Source organism: Streptomyces canus, assembly GCF_001514145.1.
In the GTDB taxonomy this organism is placed as follows: domain Bacteria; phylum Actinomycetota; class Actinomycetes; order Streptomycetales; family Streptomycetaceae; genus Streptomyces; species Streptomyces canus.
The window spans coordinates 513,394-528,200 of sequence record NZ_KQ948660.1 but is presented as its reverse complement, the minus strand read 5'-3'; the positions used below and the strand labels follow the sequence as shown (position 1 = coordinate 528,200).

Here is a 14,807-nt window from a genome sequence, read left to right as displayed (position 1 = left end):
CCGGGCGGCACACTGCATAGACGTACGAACGTTTCACCGACACAGACACTCACGTAGAACAGGTAGGTCATGGCAGCCAACAACCGCCGCATGTCCGGCAAGAAGGGCGCGCAGGTCGGCAGTGGCGGCCAGCGGCGCAGGGGCCTGGAGGGCAAGGGGCCGACCCCGCCCGCCGAGATGCGCAAGGGCCACAAGAAGAACCGTGTCGCCAACGCCAAGGCGAAGCAGGCGGTACGCCGTCCCGTGGCGCGCGGCCGGGGCGGCAAGGGCACCTCCGAGATGGTCGTCGGCCGCAACCCCGTCGTCGAGGCGCTGCGCGAGGGCGTGCCCGCGGTGACGCTCTACGTCCAGCAGTTCATCGACAACGACGAACGCGTGCGCGAGGCGCTCCAGCTCGTCGCCGACCGGGGCGGCGTCCACCTCATGGAGGCCCCCCGTCCCGAGCTCGACCGCATGACCAACGGGCTCAACCACCAGGGCCTGGTCCTCCAGGTCCCGCCGTACGAGTACGCCCACCCCGAGGACCTCGCGGGCGCCGCCTACGACGAGGGGCAGGATCCGCTGATCGTGGCCCTCGACGGCGTGACCGACCCGCGCAACCTCGGTGCCGCCGTACGCTCCGTCTCCGCCTTCGGCGGCCACGGCGTCCTCGTGCCCGAACGGCGCGCCGCCGGCATGACCGCCGGTGCGTGGAAGTCGTCCGCCGGGACGGCCGCCCGCACCCCTGTCGCCCGCTGCACCAACCTGACGCGCGCGCTGGAGGCGTACAAGAAGCAGGGCATCGCGGTCGTCGGCCTCGCCGCCGACGGCGAGCACGAGGTCGGTGAGCTGGCAGCCCTCGGCGGTCCCGTCGTCATCGTGGTCGGCAGCGAGGGCAAGGGCCTGTCCCGCCTGGTCGGCGAGACCTGCGACTACCGGGTGCGGATCCCGATGCCGGGCGGCGCCGAGTCGCTGAACGCCGGTGTGGCGGCGGGAATCGTGCTGTACGAGGCGGCGCGTCGGCGGGCCTGAACGGCTGTTCGGCGCAGTCCCCCACATGGGGTGTTCCTGGCGTACGGGGCAAGCTTGACGGGGTCCGGACAGATCCGGCGAGTCAAAGCAGTGTCCTAAGCACACGTCACTCGGTTAGATGAGTGTGGACACCAGAACACCCCGCACACCCACGGGGGACGGCCCGTCGGGATTCGACGACGCTCCCGCGCTGAGCATGGTGAAGGTGCCGAGCGATCCGGCGCAGATCATCGTCAATCATGCGAGCTTCCGCGTGCAGTTGGGCGCGTCGACGAGACGCGCCCAATCCCCGCGGATCGCACGGCACTTGATCGCCGCCGAGGACACCGCCCGGATGCCGGCCGTCGGCACCGCGGGGCGCCGCCGGCCCGTCGTGTGGAGCGGCAGGTCCGCCCCCGACGACACCGGCGCCCACCGCCTGCTCCAGGCCGTGCGAGGCGGCAGTGTCGGCCATGCCGAGCCGCCCGCCGCCGACGCCGGAGCCACCCAGGTCATCCCCCGCATCGACGTCGACCACGGCTACCAGGCCGACAACGGCGGCGAGTTGGCCCAGACCATGGCGACCCCGCTCGTCGGCGCCCAACGCACACCCCTCGGCGACGGCACCCGACTCCTGCCCCACATGCGCACAGCCGGCAGCGCGTACGACGAACCCGCCTACCAGGGCGAGGAGTTCGACGACGGCTTCGACGAGACCCCCGCCGACCGCGCCACGAGGCGGCAGAGCGACGAAGCCGCGCGGCACGCGTACTACCCGGGCCGCCGGATGAACCTGGGCGTCGTCCTCCTCCCGCTCCGGATCTTCCTCGGCTTCATCTCCATCTACGCCGGCATGGGCAAGCTCTGCGACCCCGTCTACTTCGACGGCGGCAAACGCGGCTCCATGGTCAAGTGGCTCAACACCCTGCACCCGTGGGACGTGGCCGAACCACTGCGCCAGTTCGCCCTCCAGCACCCCGTCGGCTCCGGCCTCGTCATCGCCTTCCTCCAGGTCATCGTGGGCGTCCTGACGATCCTGGGCTGCTGGCAGCGCGTCGCCGCGGTCGTCGGCGCAGGCCTGTCCGCCGCGCTCCTCGTCACCGTCAGCTGGAAGAGCGTCCCCGCCTACGACACCCCCGACATCATCTACCTCGCCGCCTGGTCCCCGCTGATCATCGCCGGCGCCCCCGTCTACTCCATCGACGGCCGCCTCGCGGGCAGCGCCTGGCGCCGCCTCGGACCCCTCTCCGACATCTGGGAGCTGCGCCGTTACGTCCTGCGCCGCGGCGCCCTCATCACGGCCATCGCCACCGGCCTCACCCTCCTGATCGGCTCCGTCCTCGGCGGTGCCGTCCGGGACGCCGACCGGGTGATCGTCCCCGGCCCCGGCGAGGCCCCGCGCAACGAACTGCCCGGCTCCCCGCTCCCGCAGGACTCCGCCAAGGCCCGCAAGAAGAGCCCGTCGGCATCCACCTCGCCGAGCCAGGGCGCCACCAGCGGTCCGTCCGCCGGCACCTCGGCCACCCCCGACGCCACCCGCGACAGCGGCGCCACCGCCGGCGGTTCGCCCAGCCAGACCCAGGGCACCACGGGCCAGACCTCGTCCCAGCAGTCCCCTCCGGCCCAGCAGGCCCCCAGCACCACATCGGGCCCCACCGGAGGCACCAGCACCTCCGGCGGTTCAACAGGCGGCTCCGACACAGGAGGCTCCTCCTCCGGCGAACCGGGCCTGGTGGGCGGCCTGTTGGGGTAGGCGGGCCGGTGGGCGACGTACTGGGCAAGCCCACCGGCTGAGAGACATGGGCCCACGAAAAGGTCCCGCACCCATGGAGGTGCGGGACCTTTTCGCAGGCCGATGCCTCTATCGGCCCAGTGCCGCCAATTCCTTCGCCGCCTCGGTCAGATCCTTCGCCGTGTCGATGGCCCGCCAGTACGCCCCCTGAGGGATCGGGAACCCGGCCAGCCGCAGCTCACGCGCAAGCGTGGGGAACGTCGTCCGCTCATGATCCCCCCGCTCCGGCAGCAGATCGGCGAACCCGGGCGAGAAGACGTACACACCCGCGTTGATCTCGAACGTCGACGGCGGCGCCTCTATGAAGTCCGTGATGTGCCCGAACCCGTCGGTCTGCACCGCCCCCCAAGGAATCCGCGGCCGCGCCAGCGCGAGCGTCGCGATCGCGTCCCGCTCGGTGTGGAAGTCCGCCATGTCGCGCAGCGAGAAACGGGTCCAGATGTCACCGTTCGTCGCGTACCACGCCCGGTCCGGATGCGGCAGATGCGCGGCCGCGTACTTCAGACCGCCACCCCGCCCGAGCGGCTCGGTCTCGATCACGGTCTGGACGCGCACCGGGAGCTCGGCCGTCTTCAGCCACTCCTGCAGCACCTCGGCGAGATGCCCACAGCTGACCACGACGTCCGTCACGCCCTCCTCGGCGAGCCAGACAAGCTGATGGCCGATGATCGGAGTCCCCGTACCGGGAATCTCGACCATCGGCTTGGGCCGGTCGTCGGTGTAGGGACGCAGCCGGGAACCCTGGCCACCGGCCAGGATCACGGCCTGAGTGGGACGGGACGCGGCGTTCGGATCGGTCATGACCGGAACTCTACGGCGCGCCCCTTCCCCGACCTAGGTCGGCATCCCTTCTCACGGAGTCAGCTGTGCGCGGCCGCCACACCCGTCGCGAAGGACGTGTCGCAGACCGGGCGGGCGTACGACTGCGCGCGCGTGGGGCCGTACACACGGACCGCCGCGCGGCCCAGGGCCCTCGCGATGGACACGCAGTGCCTGGCGAGCGAGGGACGCTCGTTCACGGCCTCCTGGAGGTGCGTGAGGGCGGTGCCCGGGTCCTTCTCCTGGAGCTCGGTCAGGAGCTGCTCGCGCAGGACGTCCTGCGGCGCGACGCGCGCGCTGCGCGGCTTGCTGTCCGAGACCGTGGCGTCCGCCGCGGTGAGCACCGAGGAGCTCGACGGATCCCCCGACCAGTTGACTCGGGTGACCGCGAGGGTCCCGGAGAGCACCAGGACGACGGGCAGGACAAGGGCGAGGGAGCGGCCGATACGGCGGGCGGGGCCCCGGCCGCGTCGCGTCTGCTGGTTAGTGGTGTGCTTCACGCGTGTGAGGGTAGCGTGCGGTAATGACTTGGCGACATTTAGTCACCGGTTCGGGGGATGAGACGGTGCCGATTTTTGGGTAGGGCGTTGACGCACACTGCTCGAAATGACCGGTCTGCCGGGGTATTTGTCGACAACCTTCCGACGCGAAAAGGGCCCCGCAGCTGGTCTGCGGGGCCCTCTTCGTCAACCCGGGTGAATTGTTGCCGTACGTCCTCAGTCGGTGAGGCGCTCGCCCGTGGAGGTCGAGAACACGTGGGTCTCGCCCGGACGCGGCACGACGTGCAGCGTGGCGCCCTTCTCCGGGACCGCGCGGCCGCTGACGCGGACGACCAGGTCCTTCAGCTCGCCGTCGACCTTGGCGGAGCCGTAGACGTAGCCGTCGGCGCCGAGCTCCTCGACGACGTTCACGGAGACCGCGAGACCGGCCGGAGCGTCCTCGGTGTCCTTGGAGAGGGCCGAGGCGGCGGCGCCGTTGTGCTCGACGATGTCGAAGTGCTCGGGGCGGACGCCCACGGTCACCGTGGTGTCACCCTTGTCGGAGGCGGCCTTGAGGGCCTCGCGGTTGACGGGCACCACACTGTTGCCGAACTTCACACCGCCGTCGGTGATCGGGACCTCGACGAGGTTCATCGCCGGGGAGCCGATGAAGCCGGCGACGAAGAGGTTCGCCGGGCGGTCGTACATGTTGCGCGGGGAGTCGACCTGCTGGAGCAGACCGTCCTTGAGCACGGCCACGCGGTCGCCCATCGTCATGGCCTCGACCTGGTCGTGGGTGACGTAGACGGTGGTGATGCCCAGACGGCGCTGGAGCGAGGCGATCTGCGTACGCGTCGACACACGGAGCTTGGCGTCCAGGTTGGACAGCGGCTCGTCCATGAGGAAGACCTGCGGCTCACGCACGATGGCGCGGCCCATCGCGACACGCTGGCGCTGACCGCCGGAGAGGGCCTTCGGCTTGCGGTCCAGGTACTCGGTGAGGTCGAGGATCTTCGCGGCCTCCTCGACCTTCTGCCGGATCTCCGCCTTGTTGATGCCGGCGATCTTGAGCGCGAAGCCCATGTTGTCGGCGACGGTCATGTGCGGGTACAGCGCGTAGTTCTGGAACACCATGGCGATGTCCCGGTCCTTCGGCGGCAGGTGCGTCACGTCGCGGTCGCCGATGCGGATGGCGCCGCCGTTGACGTCCTCGAGCCCCGCCAGCATGCGGAGCGAGGTGGACTTGCCACAGCCGGACGGGCCGACCAGGACGAGGAACTCGCCGTCCTCGATGTGGATGTCGAGACCGTCGACGGCGGGCTTCGTGGAACCCGGGTAAATGCGGGTCGCCTTGTCGAACGAAACAGTGGCCATGGCTCAGAGGCCCCCTTCTACCGGCAGGAACGTGCCGGACGATCCGTTGTAGGAAGGTGGTGGTGTAGTCCACACAGGTGGACTGGGTCAGGACGGTACCTGGCGTTCAGGCGTATGTCAGTACCTGGCGGACTGTGAACTTCGCGGAAACTTTCGAACGGGGCAAAACAACTCCCTTTTGACCTCACCTCGCGGCTTCCTGCTTCATCGTCCACAGCCGACCACACACAGCCGCTGCGAGCTGCGCCTGACCGGTCTTACACGGACTTCACAGGCATTCCGGCCGACGGCCCGTCGGTCCGTACTGCACCGGCCGCGCTCTACGCGGCCAGCAAACGCAAACCCTCGTCCCTGAGGTTCACGGCAGCGTTCACATCGCGATCATGCAGGGCCCCGCACTCGGCACACGTCCACTGCCGAACCGAGACATCCATCCTCGGACCCATGGCGTGACAGGCGGAGCACCGTCGCGTCGAAGGGAAGAAGCGGTCCACGACCACCAGCGTCCGGCCGTACCACTCGCACTTGTAGCGCAACTGCCGAAGCAACTCGCCCCACGAAGCATCGACGATCGCCTGATTCAGCTTCGCCTTCCGCCGCCGTCCTTGCCGCGCGCCGCACGCATCAAGGTCCGCACCGACAGGTCCTCCACCACGAGCACTTGGTTCTCGCGCACGAGGCGGGTGGTGAGCTGATTCAGCATGTCCCTGCGTACATCACTGATCAGGGCGTAAAGCCGCGCGATCTTCTCCCGGACCTTCTGCCGGTTCTTCGATCCCCGCACCTTCCTGTGCAACTCCCGCTGCAACCGCGCCAACTTCTCCGCGTACCGCTTCAACAACCGCGGATGATCGAACTTCGTACCGTCGTCCAGGATCACCAGCGACGCCAGCCCGACATCCACCCCGACGGCCTTCTGCTCCCGCGTCCCAGGCACGAACACCACGGGCAGCGGCGCTATCCGCTCCTCCACCAGCACGGACACGAAGTACCGGCCGGCCCGATCCCGCGTCACCGACAACCGCACCGGAACCTCTCCGGCAGGCAACGCCCGAGACCACCGGATGTCCAACGGCACCGACTGCTTCGCCAACGTGATCAGCCCGGTCCCCGGCCGCCCCGGATCCTCCACCCACTTGAACCCCGTACGCACATACGTCGCCGTATCCCGCGAACGACCCTTCTTCTTCCGCCTCGGATACCTGGCCTCACCCTTGAAGAAGAGACGCAGAGACTGCTGAAGCACCGTCGACGACACGTCCCTCAACCACGCCGTCTCCTCCTTCCGCTTCCAACCGGTCAACGCCCGAATCGTCTCCGCAAACCCCACATTCACCCGATACCGCTCCCAGGCCCCCGAACGCAGCGCCAGCCCCTCGTTGTAGACCCACCGACACGCTCCGAACGTCCGCTGCAACTGCTCGGCCTGCTCCTCGGTCGGATAGAAGCGGAACCGGTAGAGGCGGTGATGCGCGTCGGGCGCCTTGGCGTGGGACTTCAGCGGAGTCGCCTTGCGTGTGTGGTGCTTTTGGCGATCGCCGATGCCGAGGACCTCACGCTTGATGTGCGCGGTCTCCGTCTCCCCCATGACCCCTCCCTGACGATCCGATCTTCGGAACAGCACGTCAGCTCGATCAACGAACGGGTGCACGGGTGGTTACGCACGGTTTGGGAGCGTGTGGAGTGCGGAACTTCGTGGCTTGGGGAAACGGGCTCTGTGTAGAGTGGTGCAGCCTTCGCGTACGGCGGTGTAGTGCGCGATGCCTCCTTAGCTCAGATGGCCAGAGCGGATCACTTGTAATGATCAGGTCGTCGGTTCGAATCCGACAGGGGGCTCTGTCGAACCCCAGGTCAGACTCCGTCTGACCTGGGGTTTTGTGTTGGCAGCTCCACGCTGATGCGCAGCCCGCCCGCGGCGCGCGGGGTCAGGGTCAGGGTTCCGTCGTGGGCCTGGGTGATGGTCTTGACGATGGCCAGGCCGAGGCCGACGCCCGCGTGGTCGGTGTGGATGCGTTCGGTGCCGCGCTGGAAGGGTTCGGTGAGGGTCGGGATCAGTTCCGGGGCGAGCTGCTCGCCGGTGTTCTCGACGGTGAGGACCACTGTTCCGGGGCGGGCGTCGGTGTGGACCCACACGGTGCCCTGGTCGGGCAGGTTGTGGACGATCGCGTTGTGCACGAGGTTCGTGGTCAGCTGGAGCAGCAGTGCCGGTGATCCGGTCGTGGTGGTGATCTCGCCGCTGGTTTCGAGGGTGACGCCGTGCTTTTCCGCGAGGGGCAGGAGGGTCTCGGTGGCTTCTTCCGCCAGGAGGGACAGGTCGACGCGTTCTCGGGTGAACGACCGCTGTTCGGCGCGGCCGACCAGGAGCAGGGCTTCGGTGAGGTCGATCGCCCGGGTGTTGACGGTGTGGAGGCGGTCGATGAGTTCGTCGGTGTCGCGGTTCGGATCGGTGCGGGCCACGTCGAGGAGGGCCTTGGAGACCGCCAGCGGGGTGCGCAGTTCGTGCGAGGCGTTGGCCGCGAATCTGCGCTGTTCGGCGACGTGTGCTTCGAGTCGCGTGAGCATCGTGTCGAAGGCGTCGGCGAGTTCGCGGAACTCGTCCTTGCGGCCCGGGAGCCGGATCCGGTGGGAGAGGGATCCGTGTGTGGCTCTGCGGGTGGCGTCGGCGATGCGTGTCAGGGGGGCGAGCATGCGGCCGGCGAGGATCCAGCCCCCGACGAGGCCGAACACGAGCAGGAAGGCCAGTACGGCGGCTGCCCTCGGGGCGAATACGGCCAGGAGGGCGGAGCGGATGGGGAAGACACCGCCCGTGGGCTTGTCGTCGGGGTTGTAGAGCATCGCGCGGTCGGGGACGTAGCGCAGGAGGAACAGCCATACCGCGGCGAGCAGCAGGACTCCGGCCAGCATGAGGAATCCGGCGTAGCTGAGGGTGAGTTTGAGGCGAACGCTCAAGCCTGGTGCCCTATCCACGTTCGTCTCCCTCGTGGCCGGTGTCCGGCTGGGCGTCGATGCGGTATCCGGCGCCCGGCACGGTGGCGATGATCAGGGGTTCGCCGAGACGCTTGCGCAGGGCCGAGACGGTGATGCGTACGGCGTTGGTGAACGGGTCGGCGTTCGCGTCCCACGCGCGTTCCAGGAGTTCCTCGGCGCTGACGACTCCGCCTTCGGCGCCGACGAGGACTTCTAGGACGGCGAACTGTTTCCGGGTCAGCGCGACGTAGCGGTCGTCCCGGTAGACCTCTCTGCGGAACGGGTCCAGACGCAGGCCCGCGATCTCCCGCACGGGTGGTCTGTTGTGGGCGCGCCTGCGGTCGAGTGCTCGGAGCCGGAGCACGAGTTCCTGGAGTTCGAAGGGTTTGGTGAGGTAGTCGTCGGCGCCGAGTTCGAAGCCGGTGGCCTTGTCGTCGAGTCGGTCGGCCGCGGTGAGCATGAGGATCGGCATGCCGGTGCCGGAGGCGATGATGCGTGTGGCGATCTCGTCGCCGGAGGGGCCGGGGATGTCCCGGTCGAGGACGGCGATGTCGTAGGTGTTGATGCTCAGCAGTTCCAGAGCGGTGTCGCCGTCGCCCGCGATGTCGGCGGCGATCGCTTCCAGGCGTAGGCCGTCGCGGATGGCTTCTGCCATGTAGAGCTCGTCCTCGACGATCAACACACGCATGCCTTCGATGCTACGAGTGGGCGCATATTGCGGGCGTATCGAAAACCGCATACGTGCCGGCAACACCGCGCTGTCTTGACTGGTCCCATGACGAGAAACCCGCCTTCGGTACGGACAGCGACCCGCTGGACTCACCCGTTCCCACAGGGTGGCTCCGGTCGTGGGGACGACGCCTCCGGTGTCCGGTGGGCCGGCATCCGTCGGGTGTTCCGGGCCTGCTCCCGGCCGGATCCCTGGAAGCGTGGCCCGGTGCTCGCGGTGCTGGCGCTGCTGCTCGGTCTGCTCATGCTGCTGCACGCGGAGATCACGGACTACGGGGGTCTCGGCAGCCTGGTGGAGACCTTCCTGCCGTGGTTCGGTCTGTTGGTGCCGGTGTTGCTGGCCGGGGCGCTGTGGCGGCGTTCCGCTTCCGCGGTGGTCGCACTGCTGTTGCCGGTCACGGTGTGGCTGAGTCTCTTCGGTGGGCTGCTCGGCGACAGGTCCCGCTCGGGCGGTGATCTCGTCGTGGCCGGCCACAACGTCGGTGCCGACAATCCCGACCCGGTCGGCACCGCCCGCGACCTGGTCGCCTCCGGGGCGGACGTGCTGGGCCTGGAGGAGATCACCCCGCAGGCGAGGCCGGTGTACGAGAAGGCTCTGGGGAAGGCGTATCCGTATCACACGGTGCTCGGCACGGTCGGGCTGTGGAGCAGGCTGCCGCTGTCGGACGTCCGGCCGGTGGACACGGAGATGGACGCCGGGCCACTGGGGGAGAGCAAGCCGGCCGCCGCCAAGTTGCCCTACAACCGCGCGCTGCGCGCCACGGTGGCCACGGAGCGGGGTCCGCTGGCGGTGTATGTGGCCCATCTGGGGTCCGTACGCGTGATGCCCAGGTCCGGCTTCTGGACGGACAGCCGGGACCGTAACGCGAAGGCGCTGGCCAAGGCCGTGGCCGCCGAGCCGAACGGGCGGGTGGTGCTGCTCGGCGACCTGAACGGCACCACGGACGACCGTGCGTTCGTCGGCCTGACCTCGCGGCTGCACTCGGTCCAGGACGCGGCGGGGGACGGCTTCGGTTTCACCTGGCCGGCGACGTTCCCGGTGGCGCGGATCGACCAGATCCTGGTGCGCGGTGTGGAGCCGGAGAGCTCCTGGGTGCTGCCGCCCACCGGCAGCGATCACCGACCGGTGGCGGCCGCAATCAGCTGGTGAAACCTGCTCGTAGGCGCTATGGCTGTGGCAGCGGCAGTTCCCGGATCGATCGGTCGGCGACACGGGCTGTGAGGGCCTGCGCGAACCGTTCCGCGTGCAGGACGCGGTAGGGGCGGGAGTGGTACGGCCTTGTCGTCGGGTCGAGACGGTCGGTGAGGCCGAGTTGGTTGTGCAGGCCGGCGACCGTTTCGTAGGCGGCGGCGAGATGGTGCTCGCGGTCGTGCCGGTCGGTGGCCGCGAGGGCCGCCCTGAGGACGGGGGTGAGGCGGTCGCCCGCAGTGGTGTGGGCGAAGGCGCTGCCGAGCCATTTGCCGTACGGCGGGTAGCGGCGGTCCATGAGGAGGCACAGGCGCATCAGGTGGCGGATCAGGCGGGCGGCGACGACGGCCGAGCCGAGTTCGTCACCGACCTCGCCGCAGCGGCCGACGAAGGCCTCCTCGTGGGAGATGCGCTGCCACTGGCGGGCCAGGACGTGGAGCCACAGGTCGTGGGGGTACCAGCGCAGGGCGGCGCGGACGGGGGCCAGGGTGTGCAGGCCGTCGTGGAAGACGGCTCCGGCGGTGACCTCGGCGAGGCGTTGGGTGGGGGTGGCGAGCCAGTGGGCGGGGGTGATCGCGCGGGTCGGGTCGAAGCCGAGCGTGTCGGTGAACCACGAGGAGACGTGGGTGAGCTCGACGCGGTGGTGGACGGGGCCGTCGGTGGCGCGCATGACGCGGATGTCGCGGGTCTCGCCGGTGGGTGCGAAGTGGGTGGGCCAGCCGTGGAAGGTCTTCGGGAGGTTTTCGGAGAGGACGTGTCCGATACGGTCCGCGTGGCGCGGGACGTCCTGGGAGCGCAGGAAGATCTGGAGGCGCGGGCCCCATTCGTGGTCGGCGGAGCGCGGGGTGTCGTAGCCGAGGACTTCGGAGCCGGGGCCGATGCGTGCGGCGGAGTGCGGGATCCCGGGGGCGGCCTCCTCCAGTATGGGGCGCACGGCCTCGGCGTAGAAGCGGCGGGAGAGTTCGAGACCGGGGAGGAAGGCCGCCGTGCTCACGACGTGCCGGATGCCTTGGTGAGGGCTTCGTCGGTCAGGCGGTACACGGTCCATTCGTCCTGGGGGCGGGCGCCGAGGGCCTGGTAGAAGTCGATCGCGGGGGTGTTCCAGTTCAGGACGGACCATTCGAGGCGTTGGTAGCCGCGTTCGACGCAGATGCGGGCGAGTTCGGTGAGCAGGGCCTTGCCGTGGCCGCCGCCGCGGGCCGTGGGGCGGACGTAGAGGTCCTCCAGGTAGATGCCGTGGACTCCGCGCCAGGTGGAGAAGTTGAGGAACCAGATCGCGTAGCCGATCACGGCGCCTGTCGCGTCGTCGGTCGCGACGTGCGCGTAGGCCGCGGGGTGGGAGCCGAAAAGGGCTTCGTGGAGTTGTTCCTCGGTGGCCTTCGCCTCCTCCAGCGCCCTTTCGTACTCTGCGAGTTCGCGGATGAGGGTGTGGATCGCGGGGATGTCGGCGGGGGTGGCGGGGCGGATCACGGCTGTCGGCTCCGGTGGGTGCGCAGGCGGTGGGCGATCTCGAGCTGGCGGGGTTCTATGGGGCGGCCGTCCTCGATGTCCCAGAGGCTGTTCTGGAGCAGCCGTCCCAGGGTCCAGGCACGCGCGCGTGCGCGGTCCAGGCCGAGGACGTCGGTCATGGCGTCGAAGCGCCAGGTGATCTCGTCGGCGTCGAAGCGGTTGTCGAGGGCGGGCCAGAGTTCGAATCCGGGGTCGCCGGCGAGGGGTTTGGGGTCGATGGCGAGCCAGGGCGCGCGTTCGGAGGCGAGGACGTTCTCGTCGTGCAGGTCCCAGTGCAGGAGCCGGTCGCCGGGTTCGTCCACGACCTCGCGTACGGCGGCCGCGCAGTCGGCGACGGTACGGCGGACCTCGGGGTCGGGGATGCGCTTGAGGGCCTCGGGGGTCCGGTCCAGCATGGCTCGCGCGATGTCGCCGAGCCGGCGCATCCCGGCGGGGGCGGGCCCCGCCGTCAGGTGGGCGAGCAGACCGGCGATGACGAGGACCGCGTCGCGGGTGCCGGGCAGGGTGGACAGCATGCGGGTGGAGTCGAGGCGCTCCAGGAGCATGGTGTGGGTGACCGGGTCGTGGTCGAGGAGGCGGACCGCGCCGTCGCCGTCCCACAGGCGCAGGGCTACGGGTTCGCCGGCGCTCTCGTCGTCGAGGAGCTGGAGTTTGAGGGCGGCCCGGGTGCCATCGGCCCGGCGGACGACCGGCAGGACCAGCGCGGCGACGCCGTGCATCGGGGAGCCGTCCGGCCCGAGATCCCAGCGCTCCAGGAAGTCCTCGAGCAGGGTCGGCAGTCCCGCGATGAACTCCCGGCCCTTGTCGCCGTTGTAGCGCTCCTGTGCCGCCGCCAGTTCCTCCGGGATGTCGATCACGTGCCGGACCCTACCGGCGTGGGTGAATCGCCTCATGCGAATTAACCGGGGTGCCCACCGGGTGTGGGCCTATATCCGCAGCGCCCCCGGCACCTATGTGTGGCTGGCGGTCCTGTTCGTGACGACGGTGGCGCTGCACCACATGTCGCCGGAGTTCGAGGAGGAGTTCCTGCGGCAGCGCTCGACCAACATCCATGAGCTGTCGAGCAATCCGGTGCGGGTGCTGATCGCCAGCGCGATGTGGATCGACGGCGGGCACTGGCTGCCGTACGTCGTCCTCTATTCCGTCTTCCACGCGCCGGCGGAGCGCCTGCTGGGGACCGCGCGCTGGCTGGCGGTGTGTGCGGCGGCGCACGTGCTGGCCACGCTGATCAGTGAGGGGGCGCTGCTGTGGGGCATCCGGCACGGGATGGCGCCCGCGTCCGCGGTCAACACGCTGGACATCGGGGTGAGTTATGCCCTGGCGGGAGTGATCGCCGTGCTCATGTACCGGATTCCGGCGCCTTGGCGGTACGTCTACGGGTTCGCGGTTCTCGTCGTGTACGGGGTGCCGTTGGCGACCGGGCGGACCTTCACCGATCTGGGGCACTTCACCTCGGTGCTGATCGGGTTCGGGTGTTGGCCGCTGGTGACGGGGCGGGAAAAAGCACGGAATCCGAAGGAGACAGCGGCCGCGCCGGCGGGTTAACGTCCCAGGCCATGAGCAGCAGGGTCGTGAACGGCGGCATCTCCTTCTGGTACGCGGACGACGGCTTCCCCGAGGCGCGGGAGCCGCTCGGCGGTGACGCGTCGGCGGACGTGGTGATCGTCGGCGGCGGGTACACGGGACTGTGGACGGCGTATTACCTGAAGAAGGCCGTGCCCTTCCTGCGGATCACCGTCCTGGAGCAGAAATTCTGCGGCTACGGCGCCTCCGGGCGCAACGGCGGCTGGCTCTACAACGGCATCGCGGGCCGCGACCGGTACGCGAAACTGCACGGCCACGAGGCCGCCGTACGCCTGCAGAAGGCCATGAACGACACCGTCGACGAGGTCGTCCGGGCCGTCGGCGAGGAGGGCTTCGACGCCGGGCTGCACAAGGGAGGCGTCCTCGAAGTCGCGCGTACGCCCGCGCAGTTGGCGCGGCTGAGGGCCTTCCACGAGCACGAGCTGGCGTACGGCGAGAAGGACCGTGAGCTGTACGGCGCCCGGGAGACGGCCGAGCGGATCCGGGTCGCGGACGCGGTGGGGTCGTCGTGGACGCCGCACGGGGCGCGGGTGCACCCGGTGAAGCTGGTGAAGGGGCTCGCGGCGGCCGTCGAGGCGCTGGGCGTGACCGTCCACGAGCAGACGCCGGTGACGGAGATCCGGCCCAAGCACGCGGTCACGCCGTACGGCACCGTCCGCGCGCCCTATGTCCTGCGCTGCACCGAGGGCTTCACCGCCGCTCTGAAGGGGCAGAAGCGGACCTGGCTGCCCATGAACTCCTCGATGATCGCCACCGAGCCGCTGACCGACGCGCAGTGGGCGGCGATCGGCTGGGAGGGGCGCCAGACGCTGGGGGACATGGCGCACGCCTACATGTACGCGCAGCGCACCGCCGACGGGCGGATCGCGCTGGGCGGTCGCGGGGTGCCGTACCGCTTCGGTTCGCGCACCGACAACGACGGGCGGACGCAGGCGGCGACGGTCGAGGCGCTGCGGGAGATCCTCGTGGGGTTCTTCCCGATGCTGGCCGGGACGCGGATCGCGCACGCCTGGTCGGGGGTGCTCGGTGTGCCGCGCGACTGGTGCGCGTCGGTGACGCTGGACCGTTCGACGGGTATCGGCTGGGCGGGCGGTTACGTCGGTTCGGGCGTCGCCACCGCCAACCTGGCCGCCCGGACCCTGCGCGACCTGGTCCAGCAGGACTCCGGGCAGGGCGGCCGGACCGAGCTCACCGAACTGCCGTGGGTCGGTCACAAGGTGCGCAGGTGGGAGCCGGAGCCGCTGCGCTGGCTGGGCGTGCAGGGCATGTACGCCACCTACCGCACGGCGGACCGGCGCGAACTCACCAGCCACCGCGCGGAGTCGTCCCGGCTGGCGCGGTGGGCGGACCGGATCGCGGGGCGGCACTGAGCCCG

15 protein-coding genes and 1 tRNA gene are annotated in these 14,807 nt (G+C 69.8%); 6 read left to right on the top strand and 10 right to left on the bottom strand.

Annotated features, from left to right (window positions below):
- The first annotated feature begins 69 nt into the window (after window positions 1-69).
- Entirely contained in the window at window positions 70-1,011 is a 942-nt protein-coding gene (rlmB, locus tag AQJ46_RS19255) for a 23S rRNA (guanosine(2251)-2'-O)-methyltransferase RlmB (protein ID WP_057608678.1), read from the top strand.
- A 118-nt stretch (window positions 1,012-1,129) separates the two neighbouring features.
- On the top strand, window positions 1,130-2,743 hold the full coding sequence (locus AQJ46_RS19250) for a DoxX family protein (RefSeq protein WP_079072343.1): 1,614 nt from the start codon (window positions 1,130-1,132) through the stop codon (window positions 2,741-2,743).
- Window positions 2,744-2,851: 108 nt separating this feature from the next.
- Here the strand turns inward: AQJ46_RS19250 and AQJ46_RS19245 are convergent, their stop codons facing one another.
- The 5 genes from AQJ46_RS19245 to AQJ46_RS19230 all read right to left on the bottom strand — a co-directional run bounded on the left by AQJ46_RS19245 (window position 2,852) and on the right by AQJ46_RS19230 (window position 7,105).
- On the bottom strand, window positions 2,852-3,583 hold the full coding sequence (locus AQJ46_RS19245) for a nucleotidyltransferase family protein (protein ID WP_059206745.1): 732 nt from the start codon (window positions 3,581-3,583) through the stop codon (window positions 2,852-2,854).
- Window positions 3,584-3,642: 59 nt separating this feature from the next.
- Entirely contained in the window at window positions 3,643-4,101 is a 459-nt protein-coding gene (locus AQJ46_RS19240) for a hypothetical protein (protein WP_059206744.1), read from the bottom strand.
- 216 nt (window positions 4,102-4,317) lie between these two features.
- A complete protein-coding gene (locus tag AQJ46_RS19235; protein ID WP_020122889.1) occupies window positions 4,318-5,454 on the bottom strand; it encodes an ABC transporter ATP-binding protein in 1,137 nt (378 codons plus the stop codon).
- Between the two features lie 320 nt (window positions 5,455-5,774).
- Complete coding sequence (locus AQJ46_RS57255) at window positions 5,775-6,002, bottom strand: zinc ribbon domain-containing protein (protein WP_225887359.1); 228 nt, start codon at window positions 6,000-6,002, stop codon at window positions 5,775-5,777.
- A gap of 32 nt (window positions 6,003-6,034) precedes the next feature.
- Entirely contained in the window at window positions 6,035-7,105 is a 1,071-nt protein-coding gene (locus AQJ46_RS19230) for an RNA-guided endonuclease InsQ/TnpB family protein (RefSeq protein WP_225887358.1), read from the bottom strand.
- A 111-nt stretch (window positions 7,106-7,216) separates the two neighbouring features.
- Between AQJ46_RS19230 and AQJ46_RS19225 the strand changes: the two genes are divergently transcribed.
- Window positions 7,217-7,290 (top strand) — tRNA-Thr (locus AQJ46_RS19225).
- A gap of 15 nt (window positions 7,291-7,305) precedes the next feature.
- Here AQJ46_RS19225 and AQJ46_RS19220 read toward each other — a convergent pair.
- Window positions 7,306-8,421, bottom strand: coding sequence for a sensor histidine kinase (locus AQJ46_RS19220; protein ID WP_208616950.1), 1,116 nt, complete (start codon window positions 8,419-8,421; stop codon window positions 7,306-7,308).
- Window positions 8,414-9,109: a response regulator transcription factor gene (locus AQJ46_RS19215; protein WP_059206742.1), complete on the bottom strand. Its 696-nt coding sequence runs from the start codon at window positions 9,107-9,109 to the stop codon at window positions 8,414-8,416. The genes AQJ46_RS19220 and AQJ46_RS19215 overlap by 8 nt, the downstream gene beginning before the upstream one ends.
- An 87-nt stretch (window positions 9,110-9,196) precedes the next feature.
- Here AQJ46_RS19215 and AQJ46_RS19210 point away from each other — a divergent pair, with 87 nt between their 5' ends.
- Window positions 9,197-10,300 (top strand): endonuclease/exonuclease/phosphatase family protein, encoded by a 1,104-nt coding sequence (locus AQJ46_RS19210; protein WP_079072342.1) that lies wholly within the window; start codon window positions 9,197-9,199, stop codon window positions 10,298-10,300.
- Between the two features lie 16 nt (window positions 10,301-10,316).
- Here the strand turns inward: AQJ46_RS19210 and AQJ46_RS19205 are convergent, their stop codons facing one another.
- The 3 genes from AQJ46_RS19205 to AQJ46_RS19195 are packed head-to-tail and all read right to left on the bottom strand — an operon-like array spanning window position 10,317 to window position 12,741.
- Complete coding sequence (locus tag AQJ46_RS19205; RefSeq protein WP_059206740.1) at window positions 10,317-11,333, bottom strand: DUF4037 domain-containing protein; 1,017 nt, start codon at window positions 11,331-11,333, stop codon at window positions 10,317-10,319.
- Window positions 11,330-11,809: a GNAT family N-acetyltransferase gene (locus AQJ46_RS19200; protein WP_057608670.1), complete on the bottom strand. Its 480-nt coding sequence runs from the start codon at window positions 11,807-11,809 to the stop codon at window positions 11,330-11,332. The genes AQJ46_RS19205 and AQJ46_RS19200 overlap by 4 nt, the downstream gene beginning before the upstream one ends.
- Complete coding sequence (locus AQJ46_RS19195; RefSeq protein ID WP_059206739.1) at window positions 11,806-12,741, bottom strand: aminoglycoside phosphotransferase family protein; 936 nt, start codon at window positions 12,739-12,741, stop codon at window positions 11,806-11,808. Before AQJ46_RS19195 ends, AQJ46_RS19200 begins: the two co-directional genes overlap by 4 nt.
- Here AQJ46_RS19195 and AQJ46_RS19190 point away from each other — a divergent pair.
- Window positions 12,740-13,393 (top strand): rhomboid-like protein, encoded by a 654-nt coding sequence (locus AQJ46_RS19190; RefSeq protein ID WP_107117284.1) that lies wholly within the window; start codon window positions 12,740-12,742, stop codon window positions 13,391-13,393. The genes AQJ46_RS19195 and AQJ46_RS19190 overlap by 2 nt on opposite strands.
- An 11-nt stretch (window positions 13,394-13,404) precedes the next feature.
- Complete coding sequence (locus AQJ46_RS19185; RefSeq protein WP_208616949.1) at window positions 13,405-14,802, top strand: NAD(P)/FAD-dependent oxidoreductase; 1,398 nt, start codon at window positions 13,405-13,407, stop codon at window positions 14,800-14,802.
- Window positions 14,803-14,807 lie beyond the last annotated feature (5 nt).

Coding starts and splice junctions, on each gene's coding strand:
- AQJ46_RS19245 (WP_059206745.1), bottom strand. CDS start 3,583: ATGACCGATCCGAACGCCGCGTCCCGTCCCACTCAGGCCGTGATCCTG.
- AQJ46_RS19195 (WP_059206739.1), bottom strand. CDS start 12,741: ATGAGGCGATTCACCCACGCCGGTAGGGTCCGGCACGTGATCGACATC.
- AQJ46_RS19210 (WP_079072342.1), top strand. CDS start 9,197: ATGACGAGAAACCCGCCTTCGGTACGGACAGCGACCCGCTGGACTCAC.
- AQJ46_RS19190 (WP_107117284.1), top strand. CDS start 12,740: ATGCGAATTAACCGGGGTGCCCACCGGGTGTGGGCCTATATCCGCAGC.
- AQJ46_RS19215 (WP_059206742.1), bottom strand. CDS start 9,109: ATGCGTGTGTTGATCGTCGAGGACGAGCTCTACATGGCAGAAGCCATC.
- AQJ46_RS19250 (WP_079072343.1), top strand. CDS start 1,130: ATGAGTGTGGACACCAGAACACCCCGCACACCCACGGGGGACGGCCCG.
- AQJ46_RS19235 (WP_020122889.1), bottom strand. CDS start 5,454: ATGGCCACTGTTTCGTTCGACAAGGCGACCCGCATTTACCCGGGTTCC.
- AQJ46_RS19185 (WP_208616949.1), top strand. CDS start 13,405: ATGAGCAGCAGGGTCGTGAACGGCGGCATCTCCTTCTGGTACGCGGAC.
- rlmB (WP_057608678.1), top strand. CDS start 70: ATGGCAGCCAACAACCGCCGCATGTCCGGCAAGAAGGGCGCGCAGGTC.